Here is a 23302-nt window from a genome sequence, read left to right on the forward strand (position 1 = left end):
CCAAATAAATATTGAATTAAAACTATTTTTATTAAAACAACTGGATCTATACTTGGAGCTCCTAACGGAGAGTATAAGTCTTTTACTTTATCATAAATAAAACTAAAATCTATTGCATTTTCTATTTTTCTTACTAGATGATTTTCAGGAACTAATCTATCTAATATCACATTTATTTCATCTTCTCTAAAATCTTCTTTTCTTATAGTTAACATATTTATCACCTCATAAAGAGTATTGACAAAAATAAAAGAGCGTAGACTTTGTCTACGCTCTGAATAAAACACTATATAGTGTTTTATTTTATGTGAAAATTCTTACCTTTTTTATTCTATTTTTATCTAAACTTTCTATACAGAATTTTATATTATCTACCTCGATTACTTCATTTTCTTCAGGTAAGCGTCTTAGATGTCCTATTATATATCCTCCTATAGAATCAAATTCTTCTGATTCTAATCTTACACCTATGAGTTCATTTACATCTGTAATTTTTATACTTCCGTCTACAATGTATTCATCTTCTTTTATTACTTGTATTTCTTCTTCTTCCTCATCATATTCATCTTCTATATCGCCAACTATTACTTCAACCAAATCTTCTATAGTTATAAGTCCTGCTGTTCCTCCATACTCATCTACAACTATAGCCATTTGACTTTTTTCTATTTTCATTTCTTCAAGTAATTGTGTTATTTTTTTAAACTCATATGTGAAGAATGGCTCTCTTATATAATCTTTTATATTAAATTGTTGTATTTCTTCATCACTTAAAAAGATTATGTCTTTTATATTTAAAATACCTATTATATCATCTATAGATTCATTATATACAGGCATTCTACTAAACTTTTCATTTTTAAACATTTCTATTATTTCTTCATATTTATCTTCGCTATTTATAGCTATCATATCTAACCTTTGTACCATAGCTTCTTTAGCTTGCATGTCACCAAATTGGAATACATTGTTGATTATTTGTCTTTCTTCTATTTCAAGAACTCCTTCTTCGTGACTTACATTTACCATAGTTTTTAACTCTTCTTCAGTTATATATGGTTGATTGCTTTTATCTTTTACACCTAATATTTTAAATATTACTCCTGTAACTAGGTTAAATACCCATACTACAGGTTTTAATATAAATATAATTACCTTTATTGGCCTTGATACAAAGATAGCAACTTTCTCAGAATTATTAGCAGCTATAGTTTTAGGCGTTATTTCTCCAAATAATAATACTAAAACTGTCATTACTGCAGTAGCTACAGGTACACCATTACTTCCAAGCAATGTCATAAATAAGGATGTAGATATAGATGTTGCTGCTATATTTACAACGTTATTTCCAACCAATATAGTACTTAATAACTTATTTGAGTCCTCTATTAAGCTCGCAACTAGCTTTGCTCCCTTAACGCCCTCTTCTTGCATATGCCTTATTCTTATTTTACTTAATGACATTAGTGATGTTTCTGATGCAGAGAAAAAGCCTGATCCTATAAGTAGTATCACTAATGCTATAGTTTGAATCAAAATACCGGTCGAATCCAACCTTTACCACACTCCTAATTTTTTATTTTAATTGTAATAGATTATATCATACTTAACTGTGTTTGGTAAATAATATAAACTCTTATAATTTCTTATATTATATTTTGCACTTTATATAATCAGTATTCAAATTATATTTTTCTCTCAGTATATATTATAATTTATATATTTATATAATCATAGTTTATGTTGTATTCTATAAAATTATATATCTCGGATAAAATATGCACTCCTTTCACATAATAATATCATATTAAATAAGGAGGTATATTTATGAAAGATTTACTTGATAAAGGTGCTGTACTCCAACGAGATAAAGAAACATACGCTATAGCACCTCATATCCCTGCAGGGCTAGTTACATCAGATCAACTTAGAAAACTTGCTGATGTTGCAGATAAATATAATGTTTCTGCAATAAAAATTACAGCAGCACAACGTATAGCTTTAGTAGGACTAAAAGAGGATGATATAGACAGTGCTTGGAATGACTTAGGCATGAAGCCTGGTGCTGCAATTGGGCTATGTGTAAGAAGTATAAAAACTTGTCCTGGAACAAGTTTTTGTAAGAGAGGTTTTAGAGATTCTGTATCTATGGGATTAAAGCTTGATGATAGATACCATGGTATGGATCTACCTAATAAGTTAAAAATAGGTGTTAGTGGCTGTCCGAATAGTTGTGCTGATAACCATACACGTGATATCGGTTTAATGGGAACTCCTAAAGGATGGACAGTTTTCGTTGGAGGAAAAGGCGGAACAATACCTAGACTTGGTGATAGGCTTATAATGAACGTTCCTGATGATAAAGTTTTAGAATTAGTAGACGAAATAGTTAATATATATTCAAATAATGCAAATAATAAACAACGTTTAGGTTCATATATTGATTCTATAGGTTTTGATACATTTAAATCTATGATAAATTTAGACAAATATATACAATAAATTTTTTTTTATCTTAAAAATTATCACATTTCGCCTAAATATACATATGTTATATTAAGAGAAGCTTGTTGAAGGTTTCTCTTAAATAAAACTAAAACTTTAAAACAAAACTCCTGTAAATATTTTAGTGATCGGATATAAATAAAAATTCTCCCCATATTTTAAACCACCTATTTCTCCCCCCCGTAGGTGGTTTTTTTCTATTATAATGTATATAAAGTAATAATTTGTTAATACTTATTACTGAGAGCGGAAATTATATATCTCTCCCCCTAATAAGTATATATGGCGCCTACAAACTCCCCCTTGTAGACGCCACTTTTTTTAATTATATTCTCATTAATTTATTATCAAATCCTAAATTATATCTATCATTTGTTATAAATGCTAATCTATTTAATGCATTTTCATGATTTCTGTTTGTTTTAATATTTACTTATACGTAAAATATTTATTTTACTCTAATTACTAATCTCAAAATCATTACTCATAAGTTTAAAGTTATCTTTTATATTTTCTGTTAAATATATTTTTTTATCATTTGTTATAAATATTGCATTTACATTATCTAAATTCTCTACAAATTTAAGACCTTCTTTTACCCCCTTTGTAAAAGTTAATGTAGATAAAGCATCTGCATCTATTGAATTATCTGCAATTATAGATACACCAGCTATATCAGTTTCATATGGATACCCTGTTTTAGGATTTAAAATATGATGATATCTTACTCCATCTTCTTCTATAAATCTTTCATAGATTCCACTTGTTACAACTGTTTTATCAAAAACCTCAACTGCACCAATAACTTTACCTCTATCGCTAAATGGATCTTGTATACCTACCTTCCAGTTATTATCCGAGTTCTTTGATCCTAATGCATATATATTTCCACCTAAATCGATTATCGCACTTCTTATACCTTCTTGTTTAAGTATCTTAACGACCTCATCAGCTGCATATCCTTTTGCTATACTTCCAAGATCTACTTCCATACCTTCTTTAGTTAAGAATGCTTCTTTAGTAGAATCATTTATTTCAATATTGTTATAATCTATGTAACCTATGGCTTCATTTATTTCATCCTTACTTGGTACTTTAGCACCTTCAAGACCTATACTCCATAATTTAACTAATGGACCTATAGTAATGTCATAACTACCATTAGATAATTTTGAGTATTCTATTCCCTTTTTTAATATATCATAACTTAAATTACTAAGTTTTACTTTCTCTACTCCAGCACTTTCATTCAACTTTGTTATTTCAGTATTTTCTTTATTAATACTAACTAAATCTTCTATCTCTACAATCTTTTCAAATACCTTATCTAAAATTTTCTGATTACCTCCATCATAAAGCGTTATACTTATTGGAGTCCCCATAAATATTTCTGTTTGGCTTATTGGTTGATTAATATCTTCTTTAGCACACCCTATATTTCCCATAGCTAAAATAGATATCACAATCATAGTCAGTAATTTTTTCCTCATAATATTCTCCCCATAAAATTTTAATGTAAGTTAATAATATATATTTAATATTTTATATAGTATACATTTATCATTAAGTAAATCTAAAGTCAATAAACTAACTCTAAGTAATATATTAAAATTTTATATTATCTATTTTTCTAACTAATATTTCAAATTTACTATATTAAAACTATTTTTATATTGCCATATAGTAATTTTTTACTCTAAAATCTAGTTATACTAATTTTTTACTTTAAATTTTAAGGGGATTATTATGAAAATTTTTAAAAAGATGGATTTCGTTATAATAGTAGTTCTTATAACTTTTTCATTCATACCAAATCTTATATATTCTAATGTAGTATCTAAAAATAATAAAAACTTATATGCTACTATTAAAGTCAATGGCAAAGTACATACTACTATTGATTTGCCCTTGGCTTTTGAAAAAAGATTATCAATATCAACCGATCATGGAAATAATACAATTGTTATAAATAGCAATGAAGTAAAGATTTTAGACGCTGATTGTAAGGATGAACTTTGTATTAAGCAGGGAAGTATTTCTAAGGTGGGTAAAACATTAATATGCTTACCTAACGAATTAATAATAGAAATAAAAGGAGATGAATATGATAGTTCTGATGATTTGATACTATCTCATTAATTATGACTAAACAGAATAAAATTTATAAAATGGTTTATATGGGTCTACTTGTTTCTATGGCCTTAGTACTATCTTTAATCGAGCGTATACTACCTATTCCATTTATAGCTCCAGGTGCTAAACTTGGACTTGCTAATTTAATTATAGTTATTTCTGTATATACTTTAGATAGCTACAAAGATTCTTTTATTATATTAATACTTAAAATACTATTATCTTCTATCCTAGGTGGTAGTATTTCATCCCTACTATATAGCATTTCAGGAGGAGTATTAAGCTTTATAGTAACAATATTAGTGAAACAGTTAGGTAAAAGATATGTATCAGTTATAGGGGTTAGCACTTCTGCTGCTGTATTTCATAATGTCGGTCAATTATTTGCTGCATCTATTATATTTAAAAATTTCAATATATTTTTATATTTACCTATATTATCTATAGCAGGTATTGGTACTGGTATATTTATAGGTTTATCTGCTAACTATATATTGAATCATTTTTCTAAAACTTCTTATTTTAATAAGATGTTAAATTTAGATAAAATTGAAATATAAAATTTAACCTACTTATGCTGCTAGTGATATATCATTGTTCAAAAAAATTATTAGATTACAAGTTATCCATAGCACATACATTTTCTAATACTTTAGCATATAAAAAGTCATCCGTTTTGGGATGACTTTTTTATTATATTAAATTATCTTCCTTTAATAAATTGTATAATGTTGGATTAAAATTAAATTCTTTTATTAAATCATTAACTTCTTTTAAAGCTCTATCTTTTTTCTCTTTTGATATATTTGATTTTGATGCTCTTATTAAAATATTTTTAGGTGAGTGAGATATATCTATAAACTCTAATAACTGAGTTTTATATCCTAAAACCTCTAACAAATTAGCTCTAAGGGCATCTGTCATAAGTGCCGATACTCTTTCCTTAACTATTCCATATCTAGATAATATCGGTAAATTTTCTGGTTTCATTTGACTGTTAAATTCATGCTGACAACACGGTACTGAGAATATCATCTTTGTATTCCACTTTATAGCATTGTATAAAGCGTAATCAGTTGCAGTATCACATGCATGTAAAGTTATTACCATATCAACTTTATTATTATATTTGAATCCATTTATATCACCAAGTTCAAAACTTAAATTTTCATAATTATATTTTTTAGCTATATCATTACATTTTTTAATAACATCAGCTTTTAAATCTAATCCTATCATCTTTACATTAATTTTCTTTATTTCAGTAAAGTAGTAATATAAAACGAAGGTTAAGTATGATTTTCCACATCCAAAATCTAGTACCGTTAATTCTTCAAAGTTATTTTTCTTTACTTCATCGTCTATAATTTCTATAAATCTATTTATTTGCTTATACTTATCATATTGAGAATTTACAACTTTTCCTTCTTTTGTAAATACACCTAAATCTATTAGTGGTTGTATTATTGTACCTTCTTTTAAGATATAATTTTTTTCTTTATTATGTCCTTTGGTAATAATGTTTGAATTATTACTTTTTTTCTTTCCTAGAAATACCTTATTTTTTTTAGAAATTTTTAAGTCAAAATTCATATCTGTTGCCCATGCAGAAAGTTGCTTATACTTAGATTCCATAAACTCTAATATTTTTTCTTCTAACATATTTAGTTCAATATTTTCATGGAATACTTGCTTATCTGTATATTTCTCTATTTGATAATACTTTTTCTTAGAATTCTCTTTAAGTAAAATTACTATCTTATTATATTTTTCTTCTTTATCTTTTTTATTACTTATAACTACTTTTACAATGTCTTGTTCTACTATTTCTTTAATTGATTTTTTTAATTCTTCCATTTAGTCACACCTTATCATTAGTTATTTTATATATAACCATATTATTGTATATAATAAATTAATTCAAACTATTTTTACTAATTTTCCTTTTCCATTTTATCTAATTTTTTATTATATAAGAATGTATAAAAAGCTGCAGAGAATACTACTATATATCCTATAGTACTTAGTATATCTGGATATTGATTAAATATAAATATGCTAAGTATAGCAGAGAAAATTATATTAGTATAATCAAATATAGATATTTCTTTAGCTGGTGCATATCTGTATGCTAGTGTTATTCCAAACTGACCTAAACTAGCAAATACTCCTGCTAAAAGTAAATATATTAATTGAGATGTTGTCATTGGTTCATACACATATATAAATATCGGTAAAATAGTTATTAATGAGAACATTGAGAAGAAAAATACTATAGTATAAGATTCTTCCTTATTTCCTAATACTCTTAAACAAGTATACGCTGATGCCGCACTCAATGCACCAAAGATACCAGCTAAATATGGTATAACTTCTATACTAAATGTAGGCTTTATTATTAGTAATGCACCTGTAAATGCAATTAAAATTGATATTATTTGTCTTTTATTTATTTTCTCTTTTAAAAACCATGCACATAGAAGTACTGATAAGAAAGGACTTAATTTATTTAGCATATTTGCATCAGATAGTACCAGTTTATCTATGGCATAATAATTTAAAATTACACCTATAGTTCCAAATGTAGATCTCATCAATAATATCTTTCTATTCTCTTTTTTTCCTGTGAAACTTCCCTTATGCTTAAGTATTAAGTATAGGGCTATAATTGCAGATACTAAATTTCTAAAAAACACTTTTTGAAAGTTAGGTAAATCTCCTGCTAGCTTTACGCATGCTGACATTAGTGCAAAGCCTAGAGCAGATAATATTATACATATTATTCCTTTTGTTCTGTTTGAACTTATTGTTTTACTCACATCTAATCTCCTTCTTGTATATTTATTATATTTTATAGCCTTAATATATATTTATATATTAAAAACTTATATGTTTACCATATATTTTATTATTCTCAATTAATCCTTTATAAGAATATATTTATTAATTTAAATAGTCAATAAATTTCTATCATTTAACAGTATTTAATAAGTATATTTTTGATTGTTCCTATATGATTGATGCCTACTATATCAAATATATTATTCTAAATTAAATATGTATATAATTAAAAAATTAAAGGGTACTGCTAATATATATTATTAACAATACCCTTTAAAATTTATCCTCTAACGTTATCTCCATATAAAGGTGATGGTTTAGCAAATCCTCCTGCTACACTTAATATTTCTCCTGTTATAAATGATGATTCATCACTTGCTAAAAACAATACTGCATTAGCTATATCCGTTGGTAATCCAAATCTATTAAGTGGAACATGTTTTAAAAACGAATCTATAAACTCTTGACTCATATTATTAAGTGCTGCATCTGTAGCTATAAGACCTGGTAAAACTGCATTACATCTTATGTTATGTCTAGCATATTGAACTGCTATATTTTCTGTAAGTGCATTTACACCTGACTTTGAAACAACATATCCAAGTCTTCCTAAATCTGGTACTATAGAGCCTATGGTAGATATATTTATTATACTTCCACCACCATTTTCTATCATATAAGGAACCACTGCTTTACATGGTAAGTATACACTTTTTAAATTAGTATTTACTGTATCAAAGAATGTGTCTGTATCTCCATCTACTAGATTTTTGTCTTTTTGTGCATCTGTAGTTCCAAAATTATTTACTAATATATCTATTCTACCAGCATCTTTTATAACTTCTTCAACCATTGTTTTATAAGTTTCTTCTTTTGTTGCATCAAAGTAAACTGGTTTTGCTTTATAATTATCAACTTCTAATTCTTCACATATTTCTTGTGCTGCATCTAATCTTCTTGCCCCTATATACACTGTTGCTCCATTAGCTGCTAATGTCTTAACAGTTTGAAGCCCTATTCCTCTTGTCCCTGATGTAACTAATGCTATTTTACCCTCTAGTCTTTTCATGTATGTCACTCCTTTGATGTTTTTTGTTTTTTTATTAATATTATATATAATTACCATCAATTTTCATTTTATTTTAAATTAATAGTTTTTTATTGTCAATTAATTTATACCACTATAGACTGTGTCCTTAACTTAAAAATCATAATTTTTATAAATAGTCTCTTTATATATTTTTAAAAATTAGTATTTTATCGTAAAAATACCCTCAACCTAAAATAAAATTTTAAGTTAAGGGCTATATATTCTATAACTCACCTAATTCGCTAGATATATCCATTACCCTCTTTCTGTATATAGGGTGTACATAATATGGATTTATATCACACATAGGTTTCATAACAAATTGTCTTTCGTGAGCTCTCGGATGAGGTATAAGTATGTGTTCATCATATGAAATTATATCATTATAAAATATTATATCTAAATCTAAAGTTCTTGGGCCCCATCTTATTATTCTTTCTCTTTTAAAGTCTTTCTCAACTTCTAATAAAGTATCCATAAGTTCACTTGGTGTTTGTAGTGTATTTATTTCAAATACACAATTTACAAACTGATCCTGATCTTCATATCCTACTGGATCAGTAGTATAGAAATTAGATACTTTTGTAACTACACAGTCTTTTCTTTTATCTATTTTATATATAGCTTCTTTTAAAGTTTCTTCCTTATCTCCTAGATTAGATCCTGCAGCTATATATACTTTGTTCCATTTTCTCTCAATTTCAACAGCTACATATTCTACATGTTTTCTAGTTGGCGCCCATGGTTTTTTTAGTAATAACTTTACCTTTTTTACTAAAGGATAGTTAAGTAATACAAATTCACATATCTCTTCAGCCGCTTTTTCTATTAAATCATAAGATGTTTTAGTAAATTCTTCTTCTACCTTTTGAGCTAATTCTCCATAATGAACTGTCTTAGTTAAATCATCATTCTTTCCAGCTTGACGAAGATCAACATCTAATTCAAAACTTAAAACAAATTTTTGACCTAAAACTTTTTCTTCTGGTATTGCTCCATGAAATCCAATTATCTCTAAATCTTTTATATGTATTTTATCCATTTAAAAATCTCCCTAATTGTATAATTTTTAAAGTATCTTATCTTTAATCTATAAATGTATTATATTGATACTTCTTCATCAATACTAAATAAGTATATACATTTTTCTTTAACTTCTTTTCCTGTAAGATTTTCTACAACTTCAGCATATAAATCTAATTGCTTTTTATATCTATTTATAACCTCTTCTTTATTTTCATCATTTACAAAGTCAGTTTTATAATCAACTATTACTATCTTTTCATCTTCTTCAAAGTATGCATCTATAATACCTCTAAGCATTATAGTTTCATCATCGTATAAGTTTAAATCTTCATATATATATACATCCTTAATTTTTATTTGTGAGTATATAGGTTGCTCTTTCTTTAAAAATGGCGATTTAAGCATTCTTTGTCCAATATTTGATTTAAAGAATTTATATATCTTATATGGATTTATAGCAGTTGATTGTTTTGCAGTTATGATATTTTTCTTTATAAATGTATTTATCTGATCTTTTATTTCATCTATAGTATTTATTTTATTAAAATCTAAAAGTTCCATTATTAAATGGACTAAATTTCCTTTTTCAGCACCAGTAATTTTATCTTCAGTTTTTTCTTGCATAAATAAAGGTTTCTTTAAATTTATTTTTGTATTAAATATATCTTGAGTAAACTCTTCTTCATAAGAATTTTGTATTTTCTTTATTTCAGTTACAGATATACTTGCTGGTTTTTCTGTTGATACCTCATATTTATATTTATAATCTAACTTTTCCTTTATTTTATCATAATAAGAAGTACTTGGTTTATCTATATCTAAATTTTCTAATGTATCTCTTACACATTTATCTTCTTCATCTTCTTTAGTTTCTAAAATTACATCTTCTTTATACCAAATTTTAGCTTCCCATTTTGATGGATGATTGTCTATGTAGTCTAACTCTACTTCCGCCATTTCTCTAATATTTTCTAAATCCTTATGCTTTAATACTGATGGCATTATCCAATCTAAAAAACTTCGTCCTTTTAGAATTTTATATTTAGATATTGGTTGATTTAAGCCTATTCCATTTGACCATGAAGTTATACTCTTGTTTATATCTCTAGAAGAGCCTGTTATAATTAATTTTTCCTTTGGTCTTGTAAATGCAACATATAAAACCCTCATCTCTTCTGATAAGTTTTCTATATTTATTCTGCTTTTTAAAGCTTCCTTTGCTATACTTGGATAAGATATTCTTCTTTTATAATCAACTAACTCTGGACCATATCCTAAATCATGATGATATAATATACTTTTTCTAAAGTCTTGGTTATTAAAGTTTTTCCCCATTCCTGAACATATAACAACAGGGAATTCTAGTCCTTTACTTTTATGTATACTCATAATTCTAACTACATTTGCATTTTCTCCAAGTGTCTTAGCACTACCCATATCAGTATTTGACTTTTTCAATTTGCTTATAAAGTTTATAAAATTAAATATACCCTTAAAGCTTGTTTCTTCAAATTGTTTAGCCCTTTCAAACAATATTTTTAAGTTTGCTTGTCTTTGAAACCCTCCTGGTAATGCTCCAACATATGCAAAATATCCTGTTTTAGTATATAAGTACCATAGAAATTCATCTGTACTCATATACAATGACTTTTCTTTATAGTCCTGTAATTTATTTAAAAAGTCTAAACACTTATGACCTATCTCATCTTCTTGATTACTATACTTTTCTAAAGCCTCGTAAAAAGTTCTTTGGTTATCCTCTACTCTTATATCTATAAGTTCTTCAGGAGTAAATCCACATATAGGTGACTTAAGTACAGCTAAAAGAGGTATATCTTGCATAGGATTATCTATAACTTGTAATAAACTCATTATTGTTTTTATTTCTATTGTTTCAAAGTATCCTACACCTATATCTGCATATGTTGGTATATCCATATTCATAAGTTCATCAGCAAATACTGGAGCCCAAGCAGATGTTGCTCTAAGTAATATTACTATATCTTTAAATTCTACTGGTCTATAATCATCTAGTTTCTTATCATAAACCATTTGAATCTTTCCATCACTTTTAGGATTCATCATTTCTTGTATTATTTTACCAACCATTCTAGCTTCTATTTGAATGTTGTCTATTTCTTCTTCCTCTTCATCAGATAATTCCTTATCATTATCATCTTTTGAGTCATTTATATTTGCTTTAGTTTGTATTATATGAATTTCAGAAGGTCCTCCAACTATAGCATTTTCATTTTCATTTTCTTTAAATACTGCACCTAAATTAAGCCTTTCATCTTCAGTATAATCAATATCACCGATTTGTTTACTCATAGTATTTTCAAATATATAATTTGCGCAGTTTACAACTTCTTCTCTACTTCTAAAGTTTTTATAAAGCATTATTTTTCTATGTAATGCACCTTTTTCTGTATCATATTTTGAATATTTATCTAAAAATATTTCTGGTTTGGCTTGTCTAAATCTATATATACTTTGCTTTACATCTCCAACCATAAATCTATTTGGAGTTTTTATCTTAGCTATATTACTTAAAAGTACTTCTTGAACAAAATTACTATCTTGATATTCATCTATAAATATTTCTTCAAACTTCTCTCTATAAGATAATGCTATATCTGAAGGAATATCTTTACCATCTTCATCCTTTTGAATAAGTATTTTTAATGCAAAATGTTCAATATCATTAAAATCTATAATTCCTTTATCCCTCTTTTTATTGCTATAAGCTTCTTCAAACTTAAGAACTGTATCTGATATTGATTTTACTATTTTGTATAAGTATTTAATTTCTTCTTTTATATCATCATTTTCTTTTCTAAAAATTGAAGAAACCATATCTTGTACTGTTTTCTTAGCATTTTTTCTTATATCATCTGCTCTTTTTTTAATATCAGTTATATAATCTGGAGTATCCTTTGGAAGCCTTTTTACTCCTTTAGTATAGTTTTCAAATTCAATAGATGACATGGCCATGAAAGTATCATTCCATGCATTGTCATTTTTTTCTTCGCAAGCATCTAATATTCTTTTTATACCTTCATAGTCATTTCTAAATTTAGGTAAATAAGTTTCCAACTCTTCAATACCATAAAGCTCCTCTAGTGACTTTTTCATACTAGATTCTATTCCTTCTATTTCCATATAAACAGTACCTAATATCGATTTAGCCCAATCTGATTTAGAAAAGTCAAAGTTATCATCTATGTTAAATTTTTCTGCTGAATCTTCTAACCATTTTTTAGGGTCTGGAGATGCCATTGAAAAATTATATATTCCTAAAATTATATCTTGTACATTACTATCTCCTCTTTTTTCCGCATAACTTTCTATCAAGTTTAAAAATCCCTCATTTTGTTCCACGTACAACGCTTCAAATACATCTTCTATCGCTTCTTGCTTTAATAATGTACATTCTGTTGTATCTCCTATCCTAAAGTTAGGATCTAAATTTATTTTATGGAAGTTAGACTTTATAACTTCTAAGCAGAATGAATGTATTGTTGTTATACTTGCTTTATTTAAAAGTACTAATTGTTTTTGTAGGTGAGTATTTTCTGGTTCTTTATCTAAAGCTTTACCTATAGCATCACCGATTCTTTCTCTCATCTCAGATGCCGCTGCATTTGTAAATGTAACAACTAATAATTTATCTATATCTATTGGATTATCTTTATCTGTTATCATTTGTATTATACGTTCAACTAGTACCGCTGTTTTTCCAGAACCTGCAGCAGCAGCTACTAATAAATTTGAATTTCTACTATCTATAACTGCTTGTTGTTCTTTTGTCCATTTAGGAGAACTCATTATTCAACCTCTCCCTTCATCATTCTTATTATTTCATCATCACTTTTTTTGTTTATTATTTTATAATTATTATCTTTTAAACTACTGTCAAATTGACATACTGATGAGTATTCACAAAACTCACAAGAATTTTTATCTTTATTCTTGTAAGGAGCTATACTTATATTTCCATCAAGCATATCTTCACATATATCTTTTATAGTTTCTTTTACATATTTTCTTATTACTTCAAACTCTTCTATTGTAACACCTTTTGTATATCTACCTAAACTTCCATCTTTATTTAAGTTTGCAGGTATAATAAGTGATGTAGACCTTTCTCCACTTGCTAATGACTTGTCCATTTCTTTTATTATGTTAGGATCTTTTATAAGTAAACCTTGCATTTTTAATTTTTTAAGAATTTCTTCTCTTATATCATCATCTTCTTTATTTTCATCAAATTTAGCTATAGGGTCATCTATTGATGAATATAATATACCAGCTGGTTTTGCTCCAATATTACTTTCTAGTATTGCATCTAAGTAAACTAATAATTGAAGTTGTAAACCATGATATATATCAGTTAAACTTAATTCTCTTTTACTAGATTTATAATCAATTATTCTTATATATTTTCCTTCTTCACTATTAAGCTCATCTACCCTGTCAATTTGTCCTCTTAAGTTTATTTCTTCTCCATTAGTTAATACTATTTTTATAGGAGGATATTTTCCATATACTCCAAAGTCTACTTCATAGTCACTTGGCTCAAATGATCCTTGCTTTATTTGCTCACTTATTATAGTTATTGCAGATATAAGCATTTTCTTTAATCTATATGCTAAATATCTATATCTTGATGAACTTTCAAGAATATACCCCGGAACCTTAGATACTATATTCTCAACTATTCTTGAAACTTGTTCTATTATATAATCTTCACTTATATCTCTCCAAGTTAATTTATCTTTTTCCATATTCTTAGAGAATGTATCTAATATATTATGTATAAATGTGCCTAAATCAGGAGCTGTAAATGAATATTCTTTTCTTTCCTTTGCCTTTAATCCATATTGCATAAAATATGCAAATGGACATCTTGCATAAGTTTCTAATCTCGATACGCTAAGAGCTGTGTTATCATATAATTTCTTTATCTTTTCTTCTTCTACTTTTTCTACCTGATTTGTATATGTTAATCCTGTTATAACCTTCTTAGCTATTTCTTTGTACTCTTCGTCAGTTATATAATATCTATATACATCTAGCCAAATGTCATTTATTTCTTTTGTATCATCAAACTCTTTTATTTTATTTATAAGTTCGTTAAAAGTTGGTGCTTTAGTACTTATTTTATTTAAAACATCATTATCACTATTTGTATCTTCTTCTATTAAATAACTTTTGTTATCTATATTAGGGAATAATTTTTTTAACCTAGATATTATAACAGAAGGTCTTAATGTTTTACCTTCATGGTCTGCTATAGGATAAGTTATTATTAAATTTTCACTAGTTGATGTTAATGCCTTATAAACTAAAAACTGTTCTTCAAAAGTTTTAGTTTTACTATCTATATTTACTTCTACACCTTTTTTTTGTAAGTTTTCTCTATCACTATCACTTAATAATCCATTATCTTTTGCTATAAGTGGAAAAGTTCCATCAGTTGTACCTATTAAGTAAAGATACTTAGTATTTGAGTTTTTCATTCTATCTACACTACTTACAAGAACTTGATCTATACTTGGTGGAACTAACCCTAATTCATATTCATCAAATCCTAAACTTATTAGCTTTACAAATTTATCTAAGGATATACTTTCTTCACCCATTATTTCTACCATTTGGTCAAGTATTTCTACCACTATATTAAATACCTGAGAATACTGGTTAGCTATATCTAGTTCACCTTTATTTTTAAAATTAATTACTAAGTTTTCAATAGTTTCTGGCATATTTATATCAAGTAAAAACTCATATACATATCTACATATATCTTGTACTTTATTTTTACCTTTTAGCTTTTCTTGTAAAGTAATTATAGGACTCAGTACTTTATCTTTTATTTCATTAACCTTTTCTCTTACTTCTACTTCGTAATCATTCTCATCAGATATTATATTATGATATAATCTATATTCCCACTTATCTTCAAACCATTTTTTACCTTTAATTCCGTTAGCCAATACATAATTTTCAAGTAAACTTATATCTTCTTTACTTATTCCTATAAGTCCACTTTTTAAATATCTAAACATAGTTTCATAACTATATCGTCTATTTTTCATTTCTAATGCAGAGATGATAAGTACTATTATAGGGTTTGCTTTTGCTTCTCTTTTTTTATCTATAAAGTTTGGTATTTTATATTCATTAAATATAGACCTAACTAAAAAGTCATATTTATTTAAATCCCTAGTAGCTACTGTTATATCTCTATATCTTACACCTTTATCTCTTACTAAATTTACTATTTCTTTTGCAACTTGCTCTACCTCAGAATATAAGTTATTAAATTCTTTTATAAATATATTGTTAGTCTTTTCTTCATAAATTTTATATGGGTAAGAATTATAATATTTTTCTAAGTGCTGCAATTCTTTACTATTTTTAAATCTAGGTAGGACATCTTTATTTAAATCTACAGAAGGTAATAACTTTATACCTTCTTCATTACAAAGTTTAACTATTTTTGCATATGTATCTTTTGTTCTAGAAAATGCATCACTCTTACTATATGTAAGTAAATGTGGGTTATCTACAGTTAAGCTTATATTTACTTCCTTAGCTTTATTAAAAATTGTTCTTAATACTTTATACTGATTCGGTGTAAATCCAGTAAATTCATCTATGTATATATAAGCATCTTTAAAATAATCACAAGCTTCTATTTTTTCGGCTAATGAATTTAGCATATCTTGAGAATCTATATAATTTTCATGCAACTTTTCTTCAAATTGCTTATATATTTTACTTAAATCTTTTAATTTTAATTTTAATGTTTCATTCTCTATCTCTTCTGCTATTACTTCTAGTTTTTCATAACTTATATTGAATTGTTTTAATTCACTTATCATCTCAGATATAGAATTTACAAACCCTGATTGAGACGCTGATTTTGAAAATATTTCAAGGTCATTACTAGCACTTTCTATCGCTCTATAAGTTATCATAGCCTTACCACTTGAATTTATATTAACATCAGTTAATCCACCTACATTAGAAAATACTATATTACCCATAGTCTTAAAACTTAAGACCCTTGCTCTTAAATATTTATCTTTCTTATCTCCTGAGAATAGTTTACTAATCCTTTTTTCCATTTCAAATGTATACTGTTCTGGAAGTAAAAGAATTACTGGAGATGTTTCATTATCTTGAACTCTTTCTTGTATTTTATCTAACATATAGGTAGACTTTCCACTTCCTCCTCTACCTAATATGAATTTAACACTCATATATATCCTCCTCTAGCATGCTATAAACTACATCCTGTCTATTACATAGCTTATTAAATTCACAAAAACTACAATGCTTATCATTTTTAATAAGCTCATACTTATAGTTATCATTTTTTTCGTAATTTGTATTGTTTATCATATCTATATATCTAATTATATTAGATTTATTAAGTTCATGTTGTCTTTCATTATATATAATTTCTATAGGTATATCATCATACTGTGGCTGATAATATTTCATTTTTATGTTATTGTAATCTATATTTAAATTAAATATTTTACAAACTGCCTCTTTTGCTAAAAACATATAAACTACAGTCTGAATTCTATCTTTAACCTTAATGTATTCTAATTTTACATTTTCAGTTTTCCAATCCCATACTTCTATGCTATTTTCATCTATAATTATTAAATCATATTTTGCTGTTATTATATTTCCGTCTAAATTAAATCTTACTTCATATTCTGGAAGATAAATTTTATTATTTTTTTTATTCATAGGAAACATATTTTTTATTTTATCTATCCATACTTTAAATTTAGGATTAGTATATTCATTTAATCCTAAAGGAATATTGCTAAAGTATCTTTCACATAATAGATGAAATTCACTTCCTACTTTTAAGCTATCGTAATATTCTCTACTTTCTATGTCATCATACTTCCAATTTATTTTATCTATATACTTATATTTAAATTTTGTAGGACAAGATTTATAAGTATTAATTGAGTTTTGACTGTATATAAAATACTTTAATTTATTATTCAAAACTTATAACCTCTCTTTATATTAAGCTTTTATACTTCTTTTTTGTTGAATATGTTTTTCCAGTTCATTTATATATATAGATGGTTTTTGTTCTTTATTTTTCTTACCAATTTCAGTTTCATCTTTATATGAACTACATGATAATATTAACATTTCCTTAGCTCTTGTTATTCCAACATATAACAATCTTATTTTTTCATTTATAACATCTATTTTACTTTGATACATGTAGTCTGTACCTACGTTCTTATTTAGTATATTATCTATTTCTGATTTTACTATGGCTATTGGGTTTTTATACCTATCTTTTAGATACCATCTATCACTTTGAAACTTTTGTTTTGTGTTATCTGGAAAATTATATTGTACAAGTCCTAATAAAAACACACAATCCCATTCTAAACCTTTTGACTTATGATAATTACATACTGTTATACTCCCTGGCTCTGGTTCATATCCATTCATTTCATATACAACATCTATAATATAGTTAAATACTCTATTCTTAGTATTTGATATTATTTCATATACATCTATAAGAGACATATTTACATTTTCTAGTGATAAATATTTTATATAAAAAGATACATAATCAATCACTGCTCTATCTTCTTTTTCTAGCTCTAATTTTTCTCCAATAAATAATATTAATAAATCTAATCTTGTTATAGGATACTCTAATATTTCTTTAATAGCATTTATTCCTTTTATGTATCCCTTATATACATCACTGTTTGTATCTATTATCAAGTCTTTATTATTCTCATTATATATAAGTTCTTCTGTAGTATAACCTTTTATTAATTCTAAAAAGTCTGATTTTCCTAATTCATTATCTGTATGTATAAAAACTTTATCTAAAGCTAATACAAGCTTTTCTATATCATCACAATTTAATATAAAATCTATTATATATGATATATTAACTAATATTCTTCTCTTATTTAATGAGTTCGGTCCTAATTCTTCAAATTCTAAATTATTATCAATTAATACCCTTGCAACTTGTGTAATTTGTTCATTATATGGAACTAATATACCTATACTTTTATCAGGATATTTTTTCTTTATATTCTTAGCATATATTACAGTTTTCTCTACTTCATCTTTCCAAGTAATATATCTTTTAGTATTTATACTATACACGTCAGGCTTTGGATTTTCTTTATAACCCATATTTTCGGGAACTGTCTTTATATCCATAGCTTCTAAAGCTTCTCTGCACTCTATTTGATTAAACTCTTTTGTAACATATTTTACAAGTCTATTTGCTAAATCTATAATATCTTTAGAACTTCTGTTAGACATGTCCATTCTATAGCAATTATCTGCTTCTCTTATAAACTCTTTAAAGTACTTTGGATCTGATGATGAAAATGTACCTGTTATACTTTGATTTATATCTCCGACTCTTACTAAATTGTTATTTTCTTTAGATATTAATTTTATTATTTTGCCTTGTATTTCATTTGAGTCCTGACATTCATCTTCAAATATATATTTATATCTAGATTGAAATTTATTTCTTAGCCCTTCATCTAAAGTTAAAGCCTTATGAGCTAAGATTAATATATCATCGTAATCTAATAATCCATGTTGCTTTAACTTTCTATCGTACTCCTTATATATAGGTAAAATTATTTTCAATATTCCTTTATAATCACTATCTATCATTCTTTCTAAGTCAAATGGTGAAATATCATTATATTTTAATTCTCCTATAGCATTTCCTACAAGGTCATAAAATCCATTTTCCCAAGCATCTAACATCCTATCTTTCCATTCGTTATCTTTTTGATCTTTTAAAAACCATACAAATGCTCTTTGCCCACCATTTAATTTAAAATTATTTATACATTCATTTAATATAATATTTTTTTGTAAATCATCAGCTATATTAAATTCATCATTTAACATTACTATTTCTGGCTTTTCTTTGATTATTTTTACTGCCAAGCTATGTATTGTCATAACTTCATATGAATTTTCTTCTTTTATTTCATTATCTTGTAGTATTTTTTTTATTCTTCCCTTAAAGTTACTTACTGCACTATTCATGTAAGTTAAAATAAGTATTTTCCCGCCCTTATGCTTATTTTCACATAATAACTTTGCAACTAAGTTTGTAACTATAAAAGTTTTACCCGCTCCTGGTACTGCTGGTACTGCCATTGTACCATTTTCATAAGATATTATAGGTAACTGGTCCTCTCTGTAGTTTATATTATTCATTAAACATCTCCCTTAGATACTAATTTCAATAAAATACTATATAATATACTTTCTTGTATATAACCATTTACTGTATATTCGCTCTTATAAGCATACACTTCTTTTGCATTTATAAGCAAATTATATATTAGATTGTATAAATAATATTTTTTATAGTATTCTTCCATTTCATTTGTATATATTTGCTTTTCTTTAAACGATTTTCTAAGAACAATTAAGTTACTTATATCTTTTTCTATTTTCATATTCCAAGCATTACTTCCTATATCAACCCAAATTTGAATAGGTCTATTTATATCATATGATATATATGAATACGGAGTTGTCAAAATAATGCTATTAGACTCTTTTAAATCTGCTATATCAGATACTCTATAATAGTCATTTATAGTACTTTTAAGCACCTCTATAAATACTTTCTCTTCTTCTTTATTATTATTAATACCTAATAACTTTATATTTTCTATAAATGCTTCACTTTCATAAATTATGTTTTTGCATACATCTACATTTTCAATTCCTTCTTTAAGGTTTAACATTTTATCTATATAGAACTTTATTAAAAATTCACTTATCTTTAAATTTTCACTTCTTTTAGATATTATATATTGTTCTAAGTTCTTATAGTTCTCATCCACTTCTTTATTTCTATATATTTTATATGCTTGTATCATATTTACATTAAGTAGAATTTCTATAAAACTTATATACTCATCTTCTTTTATATAATCTTCATATCCATAAAAAATACATGTAGCAACTACTAAGGCATTTGAGTATGGATAGTCTATTATTTTATTATTTTTTTTAGTATTAAAAACCTTTATTTCATTACGGTTTAGGACATTTTTAATTTGGTAATCTAATATAGTGTTGTTTATTGGAGATATAATGGCTATATCTTTCAATCTTATTCCATTATTTACAAGTTCAATAACTTTGATTATAACTTCATCAATCATCTCACTATACAATTGGCTAGATTCATTTAACTTAACTTTTGTGGGTAATAAATATATATCAGACAAGTCTATATTTTCTATCTCTTTGATTGAATTTACACTATTTATGTTATTTTCAATCTTATTTATTATATTTTCATAAATATACTCCATATCTATATTGTTAAATACTGAGTAATCCTTAGTTTTATTGAAATAAATATATGTACCTAAAGTATAATTTGATAATGAATTTATAAAATTAACTTCAGCATTGCTACAACTTTCTAAGCTATCTATTATAAGATATTTAATTTCTTGACTTAAGTGATTTATATATCTATCATCATTTATTAAATAATTTTCATATAAATATATAGCTATTGAATTATCTATCATAGAATTTTCTAATAGTTTATTTATATAATAATCTATTATTTCATCCATCTGGCTATAAGAAAATCGCATTATACTATCTCTATTTCTCTTAGATAAATAAATCTTTTCCCCTATGGTTTTAAAATCTATTAAAGCTAATGCTGCCTTATTTATATTATTACTTATACTATTTGCAATACTTCTATTTGTGCCTGTAATATCTTGAAAATACCCACTAGCATTTCTTTGCTCATTAAACTTATTTATTATTATATATTCAGATAAACTACTTGGAATAAATATAGGAGATATAGATTTATTTATAATTTGATTACACTTTTCAGTAATTAAAGGCCAAAACTTTATTATTTCTCTTTTAATAAAACTACTATATGTAGTTATATTTAATTCTTCACTTATATCTATATTTAATTCTCTTTCATAGTTTAATTTTGATGTTGCATTTGGAACTATAAGCATTATACATTTAGACCTATTATTAGTTTCATTTAATAACTTTCTATATAAATCAAGTATTTTATTTACTTTAACTTCATTATTATTTTCTCTAAATAAATATTTCATTAAACACCTCTGTTATTTATTATCATATTGTAATTATATCATATAGAAAATTTTTAATTCTTAAAGTTAAATAAATTTATATTATACAAAAAAATACAGCCAAAATGGCTGTTTTTACTTAATTTTTATTAAAGCTATATCTTCATTATTAACTTCTAGGTCATTTAATATAAAATTGTCCATAGTAATATTTTCAAATTTATATCCTTTATCATTTATATTAAAGTTTTCGCAAGTAAAATTTAAAGTATCTACATTAAATAAATCTGCATATTTCATTTCTACTTCATACATACAATCACCTGATCTTTATATAATATTTTTATATCATAATATAAGTATTTATTTTATAAAGATGATTTATTCATAATATTTTTAGTAATAGATCCAATTACAACTAAAATTATATTTATAATCATTAAAACTGGTGCATATAAATAATTTATGTTTATAGAAAATAGTTTGACAATAGACATTGTAGGAATAAAATAAGGTATAGCTATCCAATTGGCAAAGTTAGGCATTTTTAAAATGAACTCTGCATAAAATGAAAAAAATATAAGGAATATTCCCATACCCGAACCCATTATGCCTACAATTAATGAATCAATAAATTTAAGTTTATATTTATATCCTATATAAAAGTTTACTCCAAAATATATAAAACTGAATATTAACCCTAATAGTAATGTGAATTCACTCATAGAAATGTAATTAAAATAAAGGAAAGATAGTAACGCAATTATTAATATATCAAAAAATAATTCTTCTGATGCATTGAATACGTTTTTCATAAACTCACCTCTTAGTGTCTTTCTATTATTATATAGAATATGAGTTTTAAAGGTGATAAAAATAAAAAAAGATTACGTGGCTACGTGCTACTCTCCCAGGCGGTTGCCCACCAAGTACCATTGCCGCTAAAGAGCTTAACTTCTGTGTTCGGTATGGGAACAGGTGTATCCTCTTTGCTATAATAACCACATAATCTTATTTAAATTGGAGCGGGTGAAGGGGATCGAACCCTCACAGCCGGCTTGGAAGGCCGGAACTCTACCATTGAGCTACACCCGCATAAGTTTTAGAGTTAATACTCTGAAAANAAAAAAAGATTACGTGGCTACGTGCTACTCTCCCAGGCGGTTGCCCACCAAGTACCATTGCCGCTAAAGAGCTTAACTTCTGTGTTCGGTATGGGAACAGGTGTATCCTCTTTGCTATAATAACCACATAATCTTATTTAAATTGGAGCGGGTGAAGGGGATCGAACCCTCACAGCCGGCTTGGAAGGCCGGAACTCTACCATTGAGCTACACCCGCATAAATTTTAGAGTTAATACTCTGAAAACTGCATATCATTTAAAATTGACATTTCGCCAACGATATTCCCTTGCTACCGCTTCGGTCATATCCGTTGCTCAAATCCATCATTTATCTTGGTCAAGTCCTCGACCTATTAGTATCGATAAGCTAAATACATTACTGCACTTACACCTTCGACCTATCAACCAGGTAGTCTTCCTGGGGT

16 protein-coding genes, 2 tRNA genes, 3 rRNA genes and 1 pseudogene are annotated in these 23302 nt (G+C 26.1%); 3 read left to right on the forward strand and 19 right to left on the reverse strand.

The window, feature by feature from the left end; translation table 11 throughout:
* Both BN7997_RS13805 and BN7997_RS13810 read right to left on the reverse strand, forming a co-directional pair.
* Window positions 1-215: pseudogene (locus BN7997_RS13805) on the reverse strand (IS5/IS1182 family transposase); the annotation flags it as partial.
* A gap of 88 nt (window positions 216-303) precedes the next feature.
* Window positions 304-1554, reverse strand: coding sequence for an HlyC/CorC family transporter (locus BN7997_RS13810; RefSeq protein WP_083335128.1), 1251 nt, complete (start codon window positions 1552-1554; stop codon window positions 304-306).
* A 273-nt stretch (window positions 1555-1827) separates the two neighbouring features.
* On the opposite strand from BN7997_RS13810, the gene BN7997_RS13815 reads away from it, so the two are divergent.
* Window positions 1828-2502 (forward strand): nitrite/sulfite reductase domain-containing protein, encoded by a 675-nt coding sequence (locus BN7997_RS13815; RefSeq protein WP_071121318.1) that lies wholly within the window; start codon window positions 1828-1830, stop codon window positions 2500-2502.
* Window positions 2503-2963: 461 nt separating this feature from the next.
* On the opposite strand, the gene BN7997_RS13820 is transcribed toward BN7997_RS13815, so the two are convergent.
* Entirely contained in the window at window positions 2964-3995 is a 1032-nt protein-coding gene (locus BN7997_RS13820; RefSeq protein ID WP_071121319.1) for an FAD:protein FMN transferase, read from the reverse strand.
* Between the two features lie 256 nt (window positions 3996-4251).
* Here BN7997_RS13820 and BN7997_RS13825 point away from each other — a divergent pair, with 256 nt between their 5' ends.
* Both BN7997_RS13825 and BN7997_RS13830 read left to right on the forward strand, forming a co-directional pair.
* Window positions 4252-4644: a NusG domain II-containing protein gene (locus BN7997_RS13825; RefSeq protein ID WP_083335129.1), complete on the forward strand. Its 393-nt coding sequence runs from the start codon at window positions 4252-4254 to the stop codon at window positions 4642-4644.
* A gap of 2 nt (window positions 4645-4646) precedes the next feature.
* Entirely contained in the window at window positions 4647-5198 is a 552-nt protein-coding gene (locus BN7997_RS13830; RefSeq protein ID WP_071121320.1) for a Gx transporter family protein, read from the forward strand.
* 133 nt (window positions 5199-5331) lie between these two features.
* Here the strand turns inward: BN7997_RS13830 and BN7997_RS13835 are convergent, their stop codons facing one another.
* The 16 genes from BN7997_RS13835 to BN7997_RS13910 form a co-directional block, all read right to left on the reverse strand.
* On the reverse strand, window positions 5332-6495 hold the full coding sequence (locus BN7997_RS13835) for a class I SAM-dependent methyltransferase (RefSeq protein WP_071121321.1): 1164 nt from the start codon (window positions 6493-6495) through the stop codon (window positions 5332-5334).
* A gap of 77 nt (window positions 6496-6572) precedes the next feature.
* Window positions 6573-7457, reverse strand: a complete 885-nt coding sequence (locus tag BN7997_RS13840) for a DMT family transporter (RefSeq protein WP_071121322.1) — start codon at window positions 7455-7457, stop codon at window positions 6573-6575.
* 302 nt (window positions 7458-7759) lie between these two features.
* On the reverse strand, window positions 7760-8548 hold the full coding sequence (gene hdhA, locus BN7997_RS13845) for a 7alpha-hydroxysteroid dehydrogenase (protein WP_071121323.1): 789 nt from the start codon (window positions 8546-8548) through the stop codon (window positions 7760-7762).
* 244 nt (window positions 8549-8792) lie between these two features.
* On the reverse strand, window positions 8793-9611 hold the full coding sequence (gene folK, locus BN7997_RS13850; RefSeq protein ID WP_071121324.1) for a 2-amino-4-hydroxy-6-hydroxymethyldihydropteridine diphosphokinase: 819 nt from the start codon (window positions 9609-9611) through the stop codon (window positions 8793-8795).
* A 59-nt stretch (window positions 9612-9670) separates the two neighbouring features.
* Window positions 9671-13423, reverse strand: a complete 3753-nt coding sequence (gene addA, locus BN7997_RS13855) for a helicase-exonuclease AddAB subunit AddA (RefSeq protein ID WP_071121325.1) — start codon at window positions 13421-13423, stop codon at window positions 9671-9673.
* On the reverse strand, window positions 13423-16866 hold the full coding sequence (gene addB / locus BN7997_RS13860) for a helicase-exonuclease AddAB subunit AddB (RefSeq protein WP_071121326.1): 3444 nt from the start codon (window positions 16864-16866) through the stop codon (window positions 13423-13425). The genes addA and addB overlap by 1 nt, the downstream gene beginning before the upstream one ends.
* Window positions 16856-17638 carry a PD-(D/E)XK nuclease family protein gene (locus BN7997_RS13865; RefSeq protein WP_071121327.1) on the reverse strand — a complete coding sequence of 261 codons (783 nt, stop codon included), beginning with the start codon at window positions 17636-17638 and terminating at the stop codon, window positions 16856-16858. The genes addB and BN7997_RS13865 overlap by 11 nt, the downstream gene beginning before the upstream one ends.
* Before the next feature lie 21 nt (window positions 17639-17659).
* The gene (locus BN7997_RS13870) at window positions 17660-19870 is read right to left on the reverse strand and encodes an ATP-dependent helicase (RefSeq protein WP_071121328.1); all 2211 of its coding nucleotides are present in this window, start codon (window positions 19868-19870) and stop codon (window positions 17660-17662) included.
* Entirely contained in the window at window positions 19870-21774 is a 1905-nt protein-coding gene (locus BN7997_RS13875; protein ID WP_071121329.1) for a hypothetical protein, read from the reverse strand. Before BN7997_RS13875 ends, BN7997_RS13870 begins: the two co-directional genes overlap by 1 nt.
* A gap of 114 nt (window positions 21775-21888) precedes the next feature.
* The gene (locus BN7997_RS13880; protein ID WP_071121330.1) at window positions 21889-22068 is read right to left on the reverse strand and encodes a hypothetical protein; all 180 of its coding nucleotides are present in this window, start codon (window positions 22066-22068) and stop codon (window positions 21889-21891) included.
* Between the two features lie 53 nt (window positions 22069-22121).
* Window positions 22122-22568 carry a hypothetical protein gene (locus tag BN7997_RS13885; protein WP_071121331.1) on the reverse strand — a complete coding sequence of 149 codons (447 nt, stop codon included), beginning with the start codon at window positions 22566-22568 and terminating at the stop codon, window positions 22122-22124.
* A gap of 74 nt (window positions 22569-22642) precedes the next feature.
* Window positions 22643-22759, reverse strand: a 5S ribosomal RNA gene (gene rrf, locus BN7997_RS13890).
* Window positions 22760-22774: 15 nt separating this feature from the next.
* Window positions 22775-22848: transfer RNA gene (locus BN7997_RS13895), tRNA-Gly, on the reverse strand.
* Between the two features lie 40 nt (window positions 22849-22888).
* A 5S ribosomal RNA gene (gene rrf / locus BN7997_RS13900) occupies window positions 22889-23005 on the reverse strand.
* A gap of 15 nt (window positions 23006-23020) precedes the next feature.
* Window positions 23021-23094, reverse strand: a tRNA-Gly gene (locus tag BN7997_RS13905).
* Window positions 23095-23210: 116 nt separating this feature from the next.
* A 23S ribosomal RNA gene (locus BN7997_RS13910) occupies window positions 23211-23302 on the reverse strand; the annotation flags it as partial.

The organism is Romboutsia timonensis (assembly GCF_900106845.1).
Taxonomy (GTDB): domain Bacteria; phylum Bacillota; class Clostridia; order Peptostreptococcales; family Peptostreptococcaceae; genus Romboutsia; species Romboutsia timonensis.